Origin of the sequence: Streptomyces sp. 6N223 (genome assembly GCF_052246635.1) — a bacterium.
Taxonomy (GTDB): domain Bacteria; phylum Actinomycetota; class Actinomycetes; order Streptomycetales; family Streptomycetaceae; genus Streptomyces.
In genome coordinates, this window is sequence record NZ_JBQQCA010000037.1 from 1 (window position 1) to 16,078 (window position 16,078).

General features: G+C 74.1%; 14 protein-coding genes and 1 tRNA gene. 7 read left to right on the top strand and 8 right to left on the bottom strand.

Going from position 1 to position 16,078, the window contains the following annotated elements:
* Positions 1-133 precede the first annotated feature (133 nt).
* Together ACTWQH_RS21740 and ACTWQH_RS21745 are read left to right on the top strand one after the other, a co-directional pair.
* Positions 134-1,606 (top strand): glycoside hydrolase, encoded by a 1,473-nt coding sequence (locus ACTWQH_RS21740; RefSeq protein ID WP_443288348.1) that lies wholly within the window; start codon positions 134-136, stop codon positions 1,604-1,606.
* Positions 1,607-1,676: 70 nt separating this feature from the next.
* The gene (locus tag ACTWQH_RS21745; RefSeq protein ID WP_443288349.1) at positions 1,677-2,156 is read left to right on the top strand and encodes an NUDIX hydrolase; all 480 of its coding nucleotides are present in this window, start codon (positions 1,677-1,679) and stop codon (positions 2,154-2,156) included.
* A gap of 77 nt (positions 2,157-2,233) precedes the next feature.
* Here the strand turns inward: ACTWQH_RS21745 and ACTWQH_RS21750 are convergent, their stop codons facing one another.
* Positions 2,234-6,883, bottom strand: coding sequence for an ABC transporter transmembrane domain-containing protein (locus tag ACTWQH_RS21750; protein ID WP_443288350.1), 4,650 nt, complete (start codon positions 6,881-6,883; stop codon positions 2,234-2,236).
* A 401-nt stretch (positions 6,884-7,284) separates the two neighbouring features.
* Here ACTWQH_RS21750 and erm point away from each other — a divergent pair, with 401 nt between their 5' ends.
* Complete coding sequence (erm, locus tag ACTWQH_RS21755) at positions 7,285-8,073, top strand: ErmE/ErmH/ErmO/ErmR family 23S rRNA (adenine(2058)-N(6))-methyltransferase (RefSeq protein WP_443288351.1); 789 nt, start codon at positions 7,285-7,287, stop codon at positions 8,071-8,073.
* Positions 8,074-8,096: 23 nt separating this feature from the next.
* Here the strand turns inward: erm and ACTWQH_RS21760 are convergent, their stop codons facing one another.
* Both ACTWQH_RS21760 and ACTWQH_RS21765 read right to left on the bottom strand, forming a co-directional pair.
* Positions 8,097-9,452 (bottom strand): PE-PGRS family protein, encoded by a 1,356-nt coding sequence (locus ACTWQH_RS21760; RefSeq protein ID WP_443288352.1) that lies wholly within the window; start codon positions 9,450-9,452, stop codon positions 8,097-8,099.
* Between the two features lie 63 nt (positions 9,453-9,515).
* A complete protein-coding gene (locus tag ACTWQH_RS21765; protein ID WP_443288353.1) occupies positions 9,516-9,830 on the bottom strand; it encodes a helix-turn-helix domain-containing protein in 315 nt (104 codons plus the stop codon).
* A gap of 64 nt (positions 9,831-9,894) precedes the next feature.
* On the opposite strand from ACTWQH_RS21765, the gene map reads away from it, so the two are divergent.
* The 4 genes from map (at position 9,895) to ACTWQH_RS21785 (ending at position 13,049) form a co-directional block, all read left to right on the top strand.
* On the top strand, positions 9,895-10,662 hold the full coding sequence (gene map / locus ACTWQH_RS21770) for a type I methionyl aminopeptidase (protein WP_443288354.1): 768 nt from the start codon (positions 9,895-9,897) through the stop codon (positions 10,660-10,662).
* 90 nt (positions 10,663-10,752) lie between these two features.
* Positions 10,753-11,253 (top strand): DUF4396 domain-containing protein, encoded by a 501-nt coding sequence (locus tag ACTWQH_RS21775; protein ID WP_443288355.1) that lies wholly within the window; start codon positions 10,753-10,755, stop codon positions 11,251-11,253.
* Positions 11,254-11,310: 57 nt separating this feature from the next.
* A complete protein-coding gene (locus tag ACTWQH_RS21780) occupies positions 11,311-12,132 on the top strand; it encodes a phosphatase (RefSeq protein ID WP_443288356.1) in 822 nt (273 codons plus the stop codon).
* Entirely contained in the window at positions 12,132-13,049 is a 918-nt protein-coding gene (locus ACTWQH_RS21785) for a GNAT family N-acetyltransferase (RefSeq protein ID WP_443288357.1), read from the top strand. Before ACTWQH_RS21780 ends, ACTWQH_RS21785 begins: the two co-directional genes overlap by 1 nt.
* 46 nt (positions 13,050-13,095) lie before the next feature.
* Here the strand turns inward: ACTWQH_RS21785 and ACTWQH_RS21790 are convergent, their stop codons facing one another.
* From ACTWQH_RS21790 to ACTWQH_RS21810, 5 genes are all read right to left on the bottom strand, one after another.
* Positions 13,096-13,470, bottom strand: coding sequence for a hypothetical protein (locus ACTWQH_RS21790; protein WP_443288358.1), 375 nt, complete (start codon positions 13,468-13,470; stop codon positions 13,096-13,098).
* Positions 13,467-13,682 (bottom strand): ribbon-helix-helix domain-containing protein, encoded by a 216-nt coding sequence (locus ACTWQH_RS21795; RefSeq protein ID WP_443288359.1) that lies wholly within the window; start codon positions 13,680-13,682, stop codon positions 13,467-13,469. Before ACTWQH_RS21795 ends, ACTWQH_RS21790 begins: the two co-directional genes overlap by 4 nt.
* Before the next feature lie 65 nt (positions 13,683-13,747).
* Entirely contained in the window at positions 13,748-14,677 is a 930-nt protein-coding gene (locus tag ACTWQH_RS21800) for an acyl-CoA thioesterase (protein WP_443288360.1), read from the bottom strand.
* 14 nt (positions 14,678-14,691) lie between these two features.
* Entirely contained in the window at positions 14,692-15,849 is a 1,158-nt protein-coding gene (locus ACTWQH_RS21805; RefSeq protein WP_443288361.1) for an acyl-CoA dehydrogenase family protein, read from the bottom strand.
* A gap of 131 nt (positions 15,850-15,980) precedes the next feature.
* Positions 15,981-16,054: transfer RNA gene (locus tag ACTWQH_RS21810), tRNA-Met, on the bottom strand.
* Positions 16,055-16,078: the final 24 nt, after the last annotated feature.

A 16,078-nucleotide genomic window follows, 5' to 3' on the forward strand; every position in this document is an offset into this window, starting at 1 on the left:
TCCAGGAACGCACCGATCGCCAACGGTCCGGACTGCCCTTGGACCAGGACTCCAGCACCCGGCTCTGCCGCTGCGGAGAGCGAAATATCCGACCAACGCTCAACTCTGAGCAATAAGTAGGAAGCAGTTTCAGGTGAAACGCAGAACGCTGCTGACGGCCACAGGCACCGCCCTCGCCTCCGGGGTGATGCTCCCCCTCCTCCCGGGGACCGCGCGGGCCGCCACCGTCACCATCGACCCCCAGGCGTCCTGGGGCGCGTGGGAGGGCTGGGGCACCTCCCTGGCCTGGTGGGCCAACGTGATGGGTGAGGACGAGGGCCTCGCCGACCTCTTCTTCACCACGCAGACCGTGCCGGTGCTGGGCACCCAGCTCCCGGGCCTGGGCATGAACCTCGCCCGCTACAACCTGGGCGCGTGCAGCTGGAACGCCTACGAGGGCGAGTCGATGGTGGTCTCGCCCAACATGCAGTCGTTCAAGCAGATCGAGGGCTACTGGCAGGACTGGGCCAGCGAGGACCCGGCGTCCAGCTCGTGGGTCTGGACGGCCGACGCCACCCAGCGGGCGATGCTGCTGATGGCCCACGAGCGCGGCGCGGCCGTCGAGCTGTTCTCCAACTCCCCCATGTGGTGGATGTGTTACAACCACAACCCCGCAGGTGCCGACAACGCCGCCGAGGACAACCTCCAGTCCTGGAACTACCGCCAGTTCGCCGTCTACCTGGCGGAGGTCGCCCGCCGCTCGGCCGAGGAGTGGGGCGTTCCCTTCATCTCGGTCGAGGCGTTCAACGAGGGCACCTCGGACTACTGGAGCGCGACCGGCCGGCAGGAGGGCTGCCACTTCGACCCCGCCACCCAGGAGGCGGTCCTCGGTCACCTGCGGAGCGAGCTGGACCGGGTCGGCCTGGCGGACACGCCGATCGCCGCCTCCGACGAGACGAGCTACCAGGCGGCGTACGACACGTGGAACGCCTACGCCCAGGCCAGCCGCGACCTGGTGGACCGCGTCAACGTCCACGGCTACCAGGGCTCCAGCGGGCCGCGCGCCGAGCTGGGCGACGCGGCGCGCGGCGCGGGCAAGGGGCTGTGGAACTCCGAGTACGGCGACAGCGACGGCACCGGCCTGTCGATGGTGCGCAACCTGATGCTGGACCTGCGGCTGCTGCGCCCCGACGCCTGGCACTTCTGGCAGGTGCTCGACGAGAGCCCGGGGTGGGCGCTGATCTCCTTCGACCCGGCCGCGGCGCAGCTGGTGCAGATCCAGACGAAGTACTACCTGCTCGCCCAGTTCACCCGCCACATCCGGCCCGGGATGCGCATGATCGACACGGGCGTCGAGGACGTGGTCGCGGCGCACGACGACGCGGCGGGCCGCCTCGTCGTGGTCGCGGCGAACCTCGGCAGCGGCGCCTCGGACCTGACGCTCGACCTGTCGGCGTTCGCCACGGTGCCCGCCGACGGGACGAGCGTGCCGCACTGGACCACCTCCACCGCCTCCGGCGGGCCGCGCTACGCCGCCCAGACGGGCACGGCGGTCAGCGGCGGCCAGATCACGGTCTCGCTCCCGGCGACCTCCGTGCACACCTTCGACCTGGAGGGCGTGGCGTAACGCCGCGCGCGCGGTGCCGCGCGCGCAGCGCCGGGGGTCGCCGGCCGGGCCCCGGCGTTAGGGTCGGCACATGACCGAGACCGCGCGCCCGCTGGCCACCGGCCCGCTGGGCATGAAGCTGCTGGCCTTCGAGCGCGTGCCGGAGGAGACGCGCTTCGCCGATGTGCCCGTCGCCTACGGTCTGGTGGCGCTGTGGCACACCGGGCGGCTGCTGCTGGTGCACGTCCGCCACCGCGACTGCTGGGAGCTGCCGGGCGGCGGCATCGACCCCGGCGAGACCCCGCGCGAGGCGGCGGCCCGCGAGCTGTGGGAGGAGGCGGGCCAGCGCGTCGAGCCGGGCGAGCTGCGCTTCTCGGGCTTCGCGCTGACCGCGCTCCCCGACAAGCGCACGCTCTACGGCGCGGTCTACGACGCGGAGGCGGCGCACGTCGCGGACTTCACGCCCACTGACGAGATCGCCGCCATCCACTGGTGGGACCTGAGCGAGCCGCTGCGCGGCGGCCGGCTCCAGACCGTCGACGCCTACCTCGCGGGCCTCACCAGGCCCTGAGGAACGCCTGCACGCCTGCACGCCTGCACGCCGGGACACCGGGACGCCTGGACCCCGGGCCCCAGCGGGACGCCGGCTCAGACCCCCACCGGCTCGCCGGCGTACGTGCGCCACAGCGCGGCGTACCGCCCGTTCCCCGCCAGCAGCTCCTCGTGGGTGCCGTCCTCGGTCACGCGGCCGTGGTCGAGGACGACGATGCGGTCGGCGCGGGCGGCGGTGGTGAGGCGGTGGGCGACGACGAGGGTGGTGCGGCGGGTGGCGAGGCGGTCGGTGGCCTGGTTGACGAGGGCCTCGGTGGCCAGGTCGAGGGCGGCGGTGGCCTCGTCCAGCAGCAGGATGTCCGGGCGCACCAGCTCCGCCCGCGCCAGCGCGATGAGCTGCCGTTGCCCGGCGGAGAGGTTGCGGCCGCGCTCCGCGACCGGCGCGAGGTAGCCGCCGGGGAGCGCGGCGATCATGCGATGCGCCCCCACGGCGCGGGCGGCGGCCTCCACCTCGGCGTCGGAGGCGCCGGGGCGGCCGTAGGCGATGGCGTCGCGGATCGTGCCCGCGAAGAGGTACGCCTCCTGCGGCACGACGCCGAGCCGGTGCCGGTAGCCGGTCAGGTCAAGATCGCGCAGGTCGGCGCCGTCGACCCGCACCGCGCCCGAGGTCGGGTCGTAGAACCGGGCCACCAGCTTCACCAGCGTCGACTTGCCCGCGCCCGTCTCGCCGACGAACGCCACGGTCTGCCCGGCCGGGATGGTGAGCGTGATCCCGGACAGGGCGTGCTCCTCCCCGTCGTAGGAGAAGTGCACGTCGTCGAAGGCGAGTTCGCCGCGCAGGGAGCCCACCGGCGCGGGCCGCTCGGCGGGCGGCGTGGTCGTCGGCTCGCGCAGCAGCTCCTGGACGCGGCGCAGCGAGACGACCGCCTGCTGGTAGCCGTCGAAGACCTGGGAGAGCTGCTGCACGGGCGCGAAGAACAGCTCGATGTACAGCAGGTACGCCACCAGCGCCCCGGCGGTCAGGCTGCCGTCGTCGATCCGCCCGGCGCCGACGACCAGCACCCCGGCGGTGGCGGCGGTCGCCAGGAGCTGCACGAAGGGGAAGTAGACCGAGATCAGCCACTGCCCGTGGACGCGGGCCTGGCGGTAGCCGTCGGAGCGGGCGGTGAAGCGCTCGTAGCCGTCGGCCTCGCGCCGGAACGCCTGCACCATGCGCAGCCCGGCGACCGACTCCTGGAGGTGGGCGTTGACGCCGCCGACGCGCTCGCGCGCCAGCTCGTACGCGCGCACGCTGTGGCGGCGGAAGACGACCGTGCCCAGGGCCAGCGGCACGAGGGTGGCGAGCACCACCAGCGCCATCTGGAGGTCGAGGACGACGAGCACGACCATGATCCCGAAGAACGTCAGCAGGGCGACGAGAGCCTGCACGAGGCCCGTCTGGAGGAAGGTGGTCAGCGCGTCGACGTCCGTCGTCATGCGGGTCATGACGCGGCCGGTCAGCTCCCGCTCGTAGTAGTCCAGGCCCAGGCGCTGGAGGTGGGCGAAGATCTTCACGCGCAGCGAGTACAGCGCGCGCTCCCCCGTCCGCCCAACGGTGCGGGTGGCGGCCCACTGCGCGACCCACTGGCCGAGCACCACCACCAGCGCGAGCCCGGACGCCACCCAGACCGCGCCGAGCGCCGTCCGCGTCACGCCCTCGTCGATGCCGTGCCGGATCAGGATCGGCACGAGGAGGGACGCGGCGGCGTCGGCGACGACGAGGAGGAGCGCGAGGGCGAGCGGCCGGCCGAGTCCGGCGAGCAGGCGGCGCAGGCCGTAGCCGCCCGGTTCGGGGCGGGCGGCGCGCTCCTCGTCGATGCCTGGGGCATCGGTGGCCGGGGGCAGGGCCTCGACCTGGGCCAGCAGTTCGGGCGTGGCGCGGGCGGTGCCGACGGCGGAGAACGCCGGCCCGACGGCGGGCGTCGCGGGCGGGCGCGACCCGTCGCCGTCGAGGGCGTTCCCGTCGCCGTCCTCGCGCACCCACAGCTCCGGCGTCACGCCGTCGACGAGGCCGTCGTCTTGGTTTCCGTCCGCGGCGAGCCCGGCCGGGTCCCGCTCCACGCCGCCGAGCTCGTCCGGGTCGGCCAGCAGCCGCCGGTAGAGCGGGCAGCGCTCCATCAGCTCCTCGTGGGTGCCGGTGTCCACCAGCCGCCCGGCCTCCAGCACGGCGATGCGGTCGGCGAGCTGGAGGGTGGAGAGGCGGTGGGCGATCAGCAGCGTGGTGCGCCCGGCCATCACGCCGCGCAGCGCGTCGTGGATCTCGTGCTCGACGCGGGCGTCGACGGCGGAGGTGGCGTCGTCGAGGATGAGCAGCCGCGGGTCGGTGAGGATGGCGCGGGCCAGGGCGATGCGCTGCCGCTGCCCGCCGGAGAGGGTCAGGCCCTGCTCGCCGATGACGGTGTCGTAGCCGTCGGGCAGCGCCCGTATGAACCCGTCGGCCTGCGCGGCGCGGGCCGCGGCCTCGATCTGCTCCTGGCTGGCCTCGGGGTGGCCGTAGGCGAGGTTGGCGCGGATGGTGTCGGAGAAGAGGAAGCTGTCCTCGGGGACGAGGCCGATGGCGGAGCGGAGGGAGTCGTAGGTCAGCTCGCGGATGTCGTGCCCGCCGAGGCGGATGGTGCCGCCGTCGGGGTCGTAGAAGCGGGGCAGGAGGAGGGAGACGGTGGACTTCCCGCTCCCCGAGGGCCCGACGACGGCGAGCGTCTCGCCGGGGTCCATGCGGAGCGTGAGCTCCCGCAGCACGAGCCCGCTGCCGCGGCGGGCGTGGCCGTCCGGCGACCGCCCGTCGGCCCCCTGACCCGGGCCGTGGCCGTCCGGGCTCGCGGACGCATCGCCGTCCGCGGCGACCGCCACGGCCCGCTCCGGCTTCGGTCCGCCGCGGCCGTCGCGGGCCTCGCCGCCGGGCGACTGCCCGTCGCCGACCGCACCGCCCACGTCGGCGCCGCCGCCTGCCGCGACGGTCGCGGAGCGCGGGCCCGGCCCCTGGCCACCCACGTCGGTGCCTGCCTCGAAGGGCACGGCCCGCCGGGCCGGGCGGCCCTGGGCGTCACGGCTCGCGGGCGCGAAGCCGTCGCCCACCGTGTCCGGCACGCGGCCGCCCGTCCCCGCCTCGTCGGCCGCGACGGCGGCCGTCCCCCGGTCCGCCGTGACCGTCACGGCCTCCCGGCCCTGCCGCAGCCCGTCCCGGCTCGGAAGCGCCCGCTCGCCCCCTGCCGCGCCCGGCTCCTCGGACCGCGCGGTGGACTCCGAACGCGCCGTCTCATCTGCCGCTCTGACCGTCAAGGTCGGCTCGTCCGGTCCTGCGCTCTTCACCGCTCCGGCCGGCGTGCCGTCGTCGGACCCGGTGGGTCGGTCCACAACAGCTGTCACGGCCTCCCGGCCCTGCCGCAGCCCGTCCCGGCTCGGAAGCGTTCGCACGTCCCCGTCCCCCTCCCCGGCCGCGTGCGGCGAGGCCGGGTGGACGGCCGAGGCGGTGTCCCCGTCCCTGGACTCGCCGCCAGTCGCGTCCCGTACGTGGCTGCCGGAGCCCTCGCCGCCGTCGTCCCCGCGCCCGGCAGCGGCCCCGCGCGGCCCGTAGCCGAAGCTGACGCGGTCGAACTCGACCGTGGCCGGGGCGTCCGCCGGGAGGGCGTACGCGCCGGGGGATTCGCTGATCTCCGGCTCGGTGTCGATCAGCTCCAGCACACGCTCCACGCTGGCCCGCGCCTGCTGGCCCATGGTGAGGATCATGGTCAGCATCCGCACCGGCCCCACGAGCTGCGCGAGGTAGGTGGAGAAGGCGACGAACGTGCCGAGGGTGATCTCGCCACGCGTGGCCATCCAGCCGCCCAGCGCGAGCATCGCGACCTGGCCAAGGGAGGGCACGGCCTGCAACGCCGGCGTGTAGCGGGCGTTCAGCCGCACCGTCCGCATCCGGGCGGCGAAGAGCGAGCGGCTCGCCTCGCGCAGCCTGCCGGTCTCCTGCTCCTCCTGGCCGAAGCCCTTCACCACGCGCACCCCGCTGATCGCGCCGTCCACGACGCCCGCGACCGCCCCGGCCTGGCCCTGGGCGTACCAGGTGGCGGGGAAGAGGCGCTTGCGGCTGCGGTGGGCGATGAGCCACAGGGCGGGGGCGACGGCGAGGGCGACGAGCGTCAGGGGCGGGGAGAGGATCAGCATCACGACCAGCGAGACCGCGAAGAGCATGAAGTTGCCGATGGTCATCGGCATCATGAACAGCAGCCCCTGGACGAGCTGGAGGTCGCTGGTGGCGCGGCCGACGACCTGGCCGGTGGAGAGCTGGTCCTGGCGGCGGCCGTCCAGTCGGGTGATGGTGCGGAACATCTCGGTGCGCAGGTCGTGCTGCACGTCGATGCCGAGACGGCCGCCGTAGTAGCGGCGGATGTAGGTGAGGACGTAGACGACGACCGCGGCGGCGGCGAGGAGACCGATCCACAGGGCGAGGCCGCCCTCGTCGGCCACGATGACGTCGTCGATGACGATCTTGATGATGAGCGGCATCAGCGCCATCACGCCCATGCCGAGCAGCGAGGCACCGACGGAGAGCAGCAGGTCGCGGCGGTAACGCCAGCAGTACGCGGTCAGCCGGCGTATCCACCCGTCGGCCGTGGCCGTCTCACCCGGCCCCGACCCCGGCCCCGATCGCGATCCCGATCCCGATCCCGATGCCGCCGCCCGCACCCGCACCTGCGTCTCCCGTCGCCTCGTCATGCCCCGTCCCGATCCCGTCCCGACCAGCATGCCCCCTGCGTAACGCCCGGGCCTGCGGTTTTCATCCCGGCGCAACGTGGAGAAACTCGATTGCGGGCGCTCGACGGCAGCTCCTACCCTGCCCGCATGGGAACTCTGCTCCTGGCCACGTGCGCCGTCGCGCCGTGGCCGTTCTCCCGCCGCCCGCGCGCCCGGCGCCCGGCCCTGGTCCGCTAGGACTCGCCCGGCGCCCCCGAGCCGCCTGCCTGCTCGGGTGCTGTCCCCGTCTCCGCGCTCCGCTGAGCGCCGAGCGCTGAGCTTTCTCTTCGCGATCCCTGTGCGCGCGCCAGGGCCGTCCGGTGTCTCTGCCGACCGGACGGGCCCTTCGCCGGCCTGTCCTCGTTCACGATTCCGAGGACCCCGTGGCACGCCGCCGCTCCCCCCACACCCACCACCGAAAGGCCCTCTCGCAGAACTTCCTCCACGACCCCGCCGCGCTGCGCGCCATCGTGCGCGCCTCGGGCGTCGGCCCGGCCGACCTGGTGCTGGAGCCGGGCGCCGGTGAGGGCACGCTGACCCGGCTGCTGGCGCACGGCGCGCGGCAGGTCATCGCCTACGAGCTGGACCCGGCGCTGGCCGCCCGCCTGCCGCGCCGCCTCGGGCCGGTGCACAACGTCCGGGTCGTGCCGGGCGACTTCCTGCGCGCCCGCGCGCCGCGCGCGCCGTTCGCCGTGGTCGGCAACATCCCCTACGCCCGCACCTCGGCCATCGTCCGCTGGTGCCTGGCGGCGCCCGGGCTCACCTCGGCGACGCTGCTGACGCAGCGGGAGTACGCGCGCAAGCGGACCGGCGACTACGGGCGCTGGACGCTGCAAACGGTGCTGAGCTGGCCGGAGTTCGACTGGCGGCTGGGGCCGCGCGTGGCGCGCGAGCTGTTCACGCCGGTGCCGCGCGCCGACTCGGCGGTGCTGCGGCTGACGCGCCGCCCGCAGCCGCTGCTGCCCGCGCGGCGGCTGACGGCGTACCGGGCGCTGGTGGCCGAGGGCTTCACCGGCGTCGGCGGCTCGCTCGCGGCCACGCTCGGCCGCGGGCGGCGCACCGCGCGCGTGCGCGCCGCCCTGCGCGCGGCGGGCGTCGCGGAGACGGCGCCGGTCGGGCTGGTCGGCCCCGGCCAGTGGCTCACGCTCTTCCGCCACCTGGGGGAGCCGTGAGGGCCGGGCCGGCCCTCCGGGCCTCAGAACAGGTCGCCGACGAAGTCGCCCACCGCGTCGGCCGCGTCGCTCAGGCCCTCGCCGACGGCGTCGACAGCGTTGCCGACGCCCTCGGTGATGCTGTCCCAGTTCTCGGCGATCTTCAGCCCGCCGTAGATCACGCCGGTGACGACGGCCGCGCCGATCGTGACCGGGTTCGGGGCGATCATGGCGGCGGTGAGGGAGGCGTTGAAGCCGAGCTCGGCCCAGTCGGCGGCGTATCCGATGCGCTCCTGCGTGTTGTACTCGCTCCACGCCTCCACGGGATTGCCCTGCGCGATGAGGTTGGCGGCGCTCACGCCCGTCCCGACGACGCTGCCCGCGACGCCGAGGCCGCGGATCCAGCCGCCGGCGCGCAGCGTGGTGCCGGCGGCCCGGACGCCCGAGGTCCAGCGGGTGTTGCCGGCCGTGCGGAGCTGGGTGTAGCGGTTGCGGGCGACCCAGTCCATGCGGAGGTTGGCGGCGCGCGGCGGCAGGGTGGGGCGCTGCTGCGCGCGGATGGCGGCCGGGGTGCCCGGGCGGTGGCCGAGCATCCGGGCGATCTGGTCGTTGCCGGTGATGCGGTTGGCGAGCCAGTTCGGGGTGAAGTTGCCGACGCCGGTGCGGGCCAGCGGGCTGCGGCGGGCCGCGTCCCAGGCGCTGCCGAAGACCTGGCCCTCGATGCGGGCGGCGGTCTGCCCCGGTATCCGCATCAGCCGGTCCACGGTGGGGTTGCCCCGGATGAAGTTGCCGAGCTGTCCGGGGAGCCAGGAGCGGGGCGCGTTGTAGTAGAAGCCGCGCCAGCGGGCGGCCCGGTACATGTTGGCGCCCGCGGAGCCGACGACCGTGGCGGCGGCGGTGAAGCTCAGCCAGTCGTTGCCGGTGCGGATGGCCCACTCGACGGTGGGGCCGTGGCCTTCGAGACCGGGGATCTCCTCGGTGTAGTGGCCGGCGATCCTGGCCAGCCACTCGTCGATCTTCTCCCGGTGGCCGCGCTGAAACTCCTCGTCGTCGGCGTTGCCGTTGGCGGCCAGGGAGTTGGCCATGACGAGCGCGTCGGTGGGCACCTCGCCGTTGAAGGCGGCGATGTCCTCCGTGGTGAAGCCGGCCAGCCGCAGCGCGGCGGTGGGGTCGCCGTCGGAGAGCCGGGCGTACCCGGCGCGGGCGCGGAGGTTGGGCGCGGTGTCCGAGAGCCAGGTCTGGAGGGGCCGCAGCGGCGCCATCTCGCTGGTGGCGTCGAGAGTGGCGGCACGCGTGAACATCCCGGAGAGGTCGGCGCTCACGCCTCCGCCGCCCGCCTCGCCGTCGAGCCGCCGGGCGAGCTCCTCCATCTGGTCGGGATTGACATTTCCCACGGTCATCGGCGTTCCCCCTGCCTCACCGGTTGCCAGTGGCCACGATAGGCGCGAACGCCCGCCAGTTCGTTACGACTTCGTCACGAGACCGCCACCGCCTCCAACGCCCTCGTGCTCGGACTGGGGCTGGGGCTCGGACTGGGCCGTCGCGCACCAGGCGGCGACCTCGTCGAGGGACAGCCCCAGCTCCCGCGCCAGCGCCGCCACCGTGAAGAACGCCGGGGTCGGGGCACGGCCGGTCTCGATCTTGCGCAGCGTCTCGGCGGAGACGCCGGCGGCCGCCGCGACCTCCGCCATGCTGCGGTCGCCGCGCGCCTGGCGGAGCAACGCCCCGAGCTGGCGGCCGCGTTCGCGCTCCAGCGCCGTGAGTGGATTCCGAACCATGCCCGTGATACTAATACCGCCAGCAACCGGTATAAGAATTGGCTTCCGATCGGAGGCGGGATCCATGGTGGAGATCAAGACCGACGCGGCGATGGACGCGATGCGCGAGGCGGGACGGGTCGTCGCGAACGCCCTGGCCGCGGCGCGCGAGGCGGCCCGGCCCGGCGTCACCCTGCTCGAACTCGACGAGGCGGCGCGCCAGGTGATCCACGAGGCGGGCGCCAAGCCGGCCTTCCTCGACTACCATCCGCGCTTCGCCCCCATGCCCTTCCCGGCCGTGATCTGCGCCTCCGTCAACGACGCGATCGTGCACGGCATCCCGGACGGGTACCGGCTGAGGGACGGCGACCTGCTGGGCATCGACTGCGGCGCGACCCTCGACGGCTGGACCGGCGACGCGGCTGTCACCTTCGCCGTCGGCGCGCCCGGCCCCGCCGACCGGCGGCTGCTGGAGACGGCCTGGCGGACCCTGGACGCGGGCATCGCCGCCGCCGTCGTGGGCGCGCGCATCGGCGACATCGCCCACGCCATCGGCCGCACCGCCCGCGCCGCGGGCTACGGCATCCCGCACGGCTTCGGCGGCCACGGCATCGGGCGGGCGATGCACGAGGATCCCGAGGTCCCCAACGAGGGCCGCCCCGGCCGCGGCTTCCCGCTGCGCCACGGCCTGGTGCTGGCGATCGAGCCGATGCTGATCGCGAGCGGCAACGACGGCTACCACGTGGCGCGGGACGGCTGGACCCTGCGCACCGACGACGGCAGCCGCGCCGCCCACGTCGAGCACACCGTCGCCATCACCCACGACGGCCCCAGGATCCTCACCCTGCCCTGACAGCCGCCGCGGCCTCCGCTCGAAATACCCCTGGCGGGTATACCGTGGGTGGGGAACCAGACGCCCGGCACCACCCGAGCGGGAGCCCTCATGAACGAGCACGCCCGCCGCGACCCCCACGCCCACCACGCCGTCCACCCCGCCCACCGCGTCCGCCCCGCCGACTGGCGCACCGCGTCGCAGGCCACCCTGCACTGCCTCACCGGCTGCGCCATCGGCGAGGTGCTCGGCATGGTCATCGGCACCGCCCTCGAACTGCGCGACGCCGCCACGGTCGCGCTCGCCGTCGCCCTGGCGTTCTTCTTCGGCTACGCCCTCACCATGCGCGGCGTGCTGCGCGCCGGCGTTCCCCTGCGCCAGGCGCTGCGGGTCGCGCTCGCCGCCGACACCGTCTCCATCGGCGTGATGGAGATCGTCGACAACGCGGTGATGGTGGGCGTGCCCGGCGCCATGGAGGCGGGGCTGGCCAACGGCTTCTTCTGGGGCGCCCTGGCGTTCTCCCTCCTCGTCGCCTACGTGGTCGCCCTCCCCATCAACCGCTGGCTCATCGGGCGGGGCCGGGGGCACGCCGTGGTGCACGCCCTCCACTGAGATCACAGCTAGGAGAAGGAAACTCCGGAATCCTCCCCTCCGGGCGATACTGACCGTATGCCGACTGCCGCTCCGTCCCGCCTCGAACTGATCGAACATCTCATACGGACCCGGATCGCCGGCGAGGTCGCCACCCCACGCGAGAACAACCTCGCGCACTACCGCGAACTGGCGAACGGCAACCGGTACTACTGGCTCGGCGTCGAGCTCGGCGAGCGGTGGACGGACGAGCAGGACGTGCTGGCGGTGATGGCGGAGCGCTGCGGCGTCGACGAGGACCCGGCGCACCGGCGCGGCCAGGACACGATCGACCCCGAGCTGACGCTCGACGCCCTGGACCGCGCCGCCGTGCTGCTGCGCAAGGCCGCCGGCGGCCGGCAGCGGGTGCTGGTCGCCACCGGCCACCCCGGCGGCCTGCTCGACGTCCACGCCCGCACCGCCGCCGCGCTCCAGGCGGCGGGCTGCGAGCTGGTGCGGGTCCCCCTGGGCCTCACGGCCGACGAGGGGGTGGTGGCGCAGCTCGCCGGGGTCGCGATGTACGAGCGGGGCGCGACGCTGTGGCACACCCACTCCCCCGCCCCGATGGCCGAGATCCTGGCGGCGCTGCCGCAGGAGGGCGAGGCCCTGCCCGACCTGGTCATCGCCGACCACGGCTGGGCGGGGTACGCCGCGCAGCAGGGCATCGACACCATCGGGTACGCCGACAGCAACGACCCGGCCCTCTTCCTCGCCGAGGCCGAGGGGACGCTCGCCGTGTGCGTGCCGCTCGACGACCACGTGGTGAACCCGCAGTTCTACGAGCCGCTCACGGCCTATCTGCTGAACGCGGCCGGGCTGGCCGGGCCGATCGGACCGGCCGGATCCGCCGCGGGCGCGTGATGCGGCGGCTGCGGGCGTTCGATCCGCTGCTGCCCGCCTCTCACCCGCTGCCGGAGCCGCTGCCCGGCGACGTGCGGCTGCGCGCCCCGGGCGGGGAAGCGGTCTACCGCCGCCACCGGCCGGACCCGGAGGCGTTCGAGGCCTGCTGGAACGCCCTGGACCAGCATCAGCTCCATGCCCGCGTCGCCCCCGACGCCGACGCCGACCACCCCGCCGCGCTCGACGCGCTCGACGCGCTGCTGACCGCCTGGGAACGCCGGATCGCCGCCGCCCCGCCCGGCGGCGCGGGCGGCGGCACGGGCGACGCCGAGGCCGTGATCACCTGGCCGAGCCGCGACACCGCCGCGGTGCGGGTGCTCCTGGCCCACGGCCTGACGCCGAAGACCATCGCCGCCGCCCGTCCGGCGACGGCGCACGGGCCGAGCCCTCGGCACGCCGTGCCGATCCGGCCGCTGACCCTGGCCGACGCCGGCGCCGCCGCCCGGCTGTGGCTGGAGGAGCTGCGCTGGGAGGCCCAGTTCGGCAGCGCCTGGGTGCGGGAGGCCGCAGAGCGCAACATCCGCCAGCGGCTGGCCGAGGCCCTGGCGCGCGACCGGCCGTGGGTCTGGCTGGCGGGAGAGCCGGGAAGGGCGGCGTCGGGCATGATCGCGGTCGAGCCCCCGGAGCCGGCGGCCGTGTGGGCGAGGGCCCTGACCTCGGCCCGCCGGCCGGGCTACATCACGCACATGGTGGTGACCGCCGCCCACCGCGGCGCCGGCGTCGGCACGGCCCTCGCCCACACGGCCCACACCGCCCTGTCCGAGGCGGGCTGCACCCTCACGCTGCTGCACTACGCCGCGCTGAACCCGCTCTCCGGCCCCTTCTGGCACCGCCACGCCTACCGCCCCCTGTGGACCACCTGGCACCGGAGGCTCTAGCGCTTCGCCAGTTCATCAGCTCAGTTCATCAACTCAGCTCATCAACTCAGTTCATCAACGCCCGCAGCGCGGTGGCTATCTGCTGAATGTCCGCCTCCCCCGACTTCGCGCGCTCGACGAGATCGCCCAGCGGCTCGGGCTCCGGCGGCTTCGGCCAGCCGTCGGCCGCGCAGTAGGAGCGCGTCATCGCCATGGCGTAGAACTCGTTCATCGGCGAGTCCAGCGGCGGGCACACGGTGAGGGTGTGCAGCAACGCCGCGGCCCGCCACGCCGAGTCGTGCGGCTCGGCGTCCGGCGCCATGACCAGGTCGGAGGCGTGCCTGGCTATGGCGGCCTCGATCCCCGAGGGATCCCACACCATCGGATCCGAGGGCAGGTGGTGGGCCAGCACGTTCCAGGCCCAGGTGAGCGTGACCTTCACTTCGCGGGTCCGAACCTCTCCTGGACGTAGGCCCAGTTCTCCGGCGTGTTGAACTCGGCGGCGGCAGCCAGGAACCGCTGCCGCTCCGGGTCGAGCTCACGCCGGGCCGCCTCGGTGATCAGCGCGGTCACGGTGGTGCCCTGCTCCTCCGCCCGCCGTTTCAGCTGCCGGTGGAACTCCTCGTCCAGCCGGATCGTGACGTGCTTCGACATGCCGAGGACTGTACAGCACGGATGCTGTACGGTCACCATCCGCCGCATTGTCCGCTGCGTCACGTTCATCCGTCCGAGCCCCCGCCTTCCTGTCGCTTCACCTTCCGCCGCTCGGCGCGCGGCACCCGCATCAGCCCTTCCTGCACCACCGAGACCGCCAGCCTCCCGTCCCGCGTGAAGATGCGGCCGTGGGCCAGGCCCCGGCCGGCCTGCGAGGTGGGCGAGGCGGTGTCGTACAGCAGCCACTCGTCCGCCCGGAACGGCCGGTGGAACCACATGGCGTGGTCGAGGCTGGCGCCGACGATGTCGCCGACGACCCAGCCGCCCCGGCCGTGGGCCAGGAGGATCGAGTCCAGCAGCGTCATGTCGGAGACATACGTCCCCAGGCAGGTGTGGACCAGCGGGTTGTCGTGCTCGCCGTCGAGCTTGCCGTTGATGCGGAACCACACCTGATTGTGGGGCTCGCGCCGCTGGCCCGCCGTGGCGAAGGGGGGTTCTGCGACGTACCGCATGTCGATCATCCTGCGGGCCTCCAGCAGGAGTTCGGCCGCGGCCGGGTCGGCGAAGAGGTGGCGGTAGCGGGGCAGCATCTCCTCGGCGGTGGGAAGCGTCTCGGGGTCGGGGGCCTCGGGCATGGGCTCCTGGTGCTCCAGGCCCTCCTCCGTGCGCTGGAAGGAGGCCGAGAGGTGGAAGATCGCCTGGCCGTGCTGGACGGCGACGGCGCGGCGGGTGGTGAAGGAGTGGCCGTCGCGGATGCGGTCGACGGTGTAGACGATCGGCGCGCCCGGGTCGCCGGGCCGGAGGAAGTAGGAGTGGAGCGAGTGCGGCGGCCTGTCCCCGGGCACGGTGCGGCATGCGGCGACGAGCGCCTGGGCGGCGACCTGCCCGCCAAAGACGCGGGGCGTGACCCAGGCGTGGCTCGCGCCCCGGAAGATGTCCTCCTCGATGCGCTCGAGGTCGAGCAGCCCGAGAAGATACTGGAGAGTAGCGTCCATGGCCCGATTCTCCCTCACAGGCCGAGGGACTTGGCCAGGATCGTGCGCATCACCTCGCTGGTGCCGCCGTATATCCGCGTGACCCGGTTGTCGGCGTAGAGCCGTGCGATCGGGTACTCCCGCATGTATCCGTAGCCGCCGTGGAGTTGCAGGCAGCGGTCGATCACCCGGCCCGAGCGTTCCGTCGTGAAGAGCTTGACGGAGGCCGCGTCCGCCGCGCTGAGCTCGCCCGCGTCGTGGGCGTCGAGCGCCTGGTCGACGAGCGCCCGCATGGCGCTCACCTCGGACGCGCAGTCGGCGAGCGAGAACTTCGTGTTCTGGAACGCCGCCACCGGCCGGCCGAAGGCCGTGCGCTCCTTGACGTACGCGGTCGCGAAGCGGACGGCCGCGGCGGCCTGGGCGTGGGCGAGGAGCGCGATGCTCAGCCGCTCCCTGGGGAGGTTCTCCGTGAGGTACCGAAACGCCCGGCCCTCCTCCCCCAGCCGGTCGGCCACCGGCACCCGCACGTCGGTGAAGGACAGCTCGGCCGTGTCGGAGGCGTGCAGGCCGAGCTTGTGCAGGGCGCGGCCGACGGCGAAGCCCTCGCTGCGCGCGTCCACGACGAGGATGGTGATGCCGCCGCGCCGGTCCTCGCCCGACGGGGGTGCGGTGCGGGCGCACACCAGCACCCGGTCCGCCTGCACGCCGCCGGTGATGAAGGTCTTGGCGCCGTTGAGCACGTAGTGCCCGCCGTCCTCGCTCAGGCGCGCGTTGGTGGTCATCCCGGCGAGGTCGGAGCCGGTGCCGGGTTCGGTCATGGCGATGGCGGTCATCAGCTCGCCGGCGACGGCCGGCGGCAGCCAGCGCCGCTTCTGCTCCTCGGTGCCGTACGCCAGCAGGTAGGGCAGGCAGAGCGTGGCGTGGACGCTGGCGCCGCCGACGCTCACGCCGGCGCGGCACAGCTCCTCGGTGAGGACGGCGTGGAACCGGAAGCTGGCCTGGCCCGCGCCGCCGTACTCCTCGGGGACCTCCATGCCGAAGACGCCGAGCTCGCCGAGCCGCTTGTAGAACGCCCGCGGGACGTGACCCCGCTCCTCCCACTCGTGGTAGACGGGGACGACCTCGTCCGCGATGAACTCGCGGATCACCCGCCGGAACGCCTCATGGTCCGGACCGAACACGGTGCGACGCACGGTGCCTCCCTCCCTCGCCCTGCCCCACGCAAAGCTACCGACGAGTTACCACCACGGCACGCGCGCGTAAACGCCGTCAACGCGCCGAGGCCCCGGATCCGTCACTTCGGATCCGGGGCCTCGGCTCGCAGTAGCGGGGACAGGATTTGAACCTGCGACCTCTGGGTTATGAGCCCAGCGAGCTACCGAGCTGCTCCACCCCGCGTCGTGTTCCTTAACTCTAGACCCC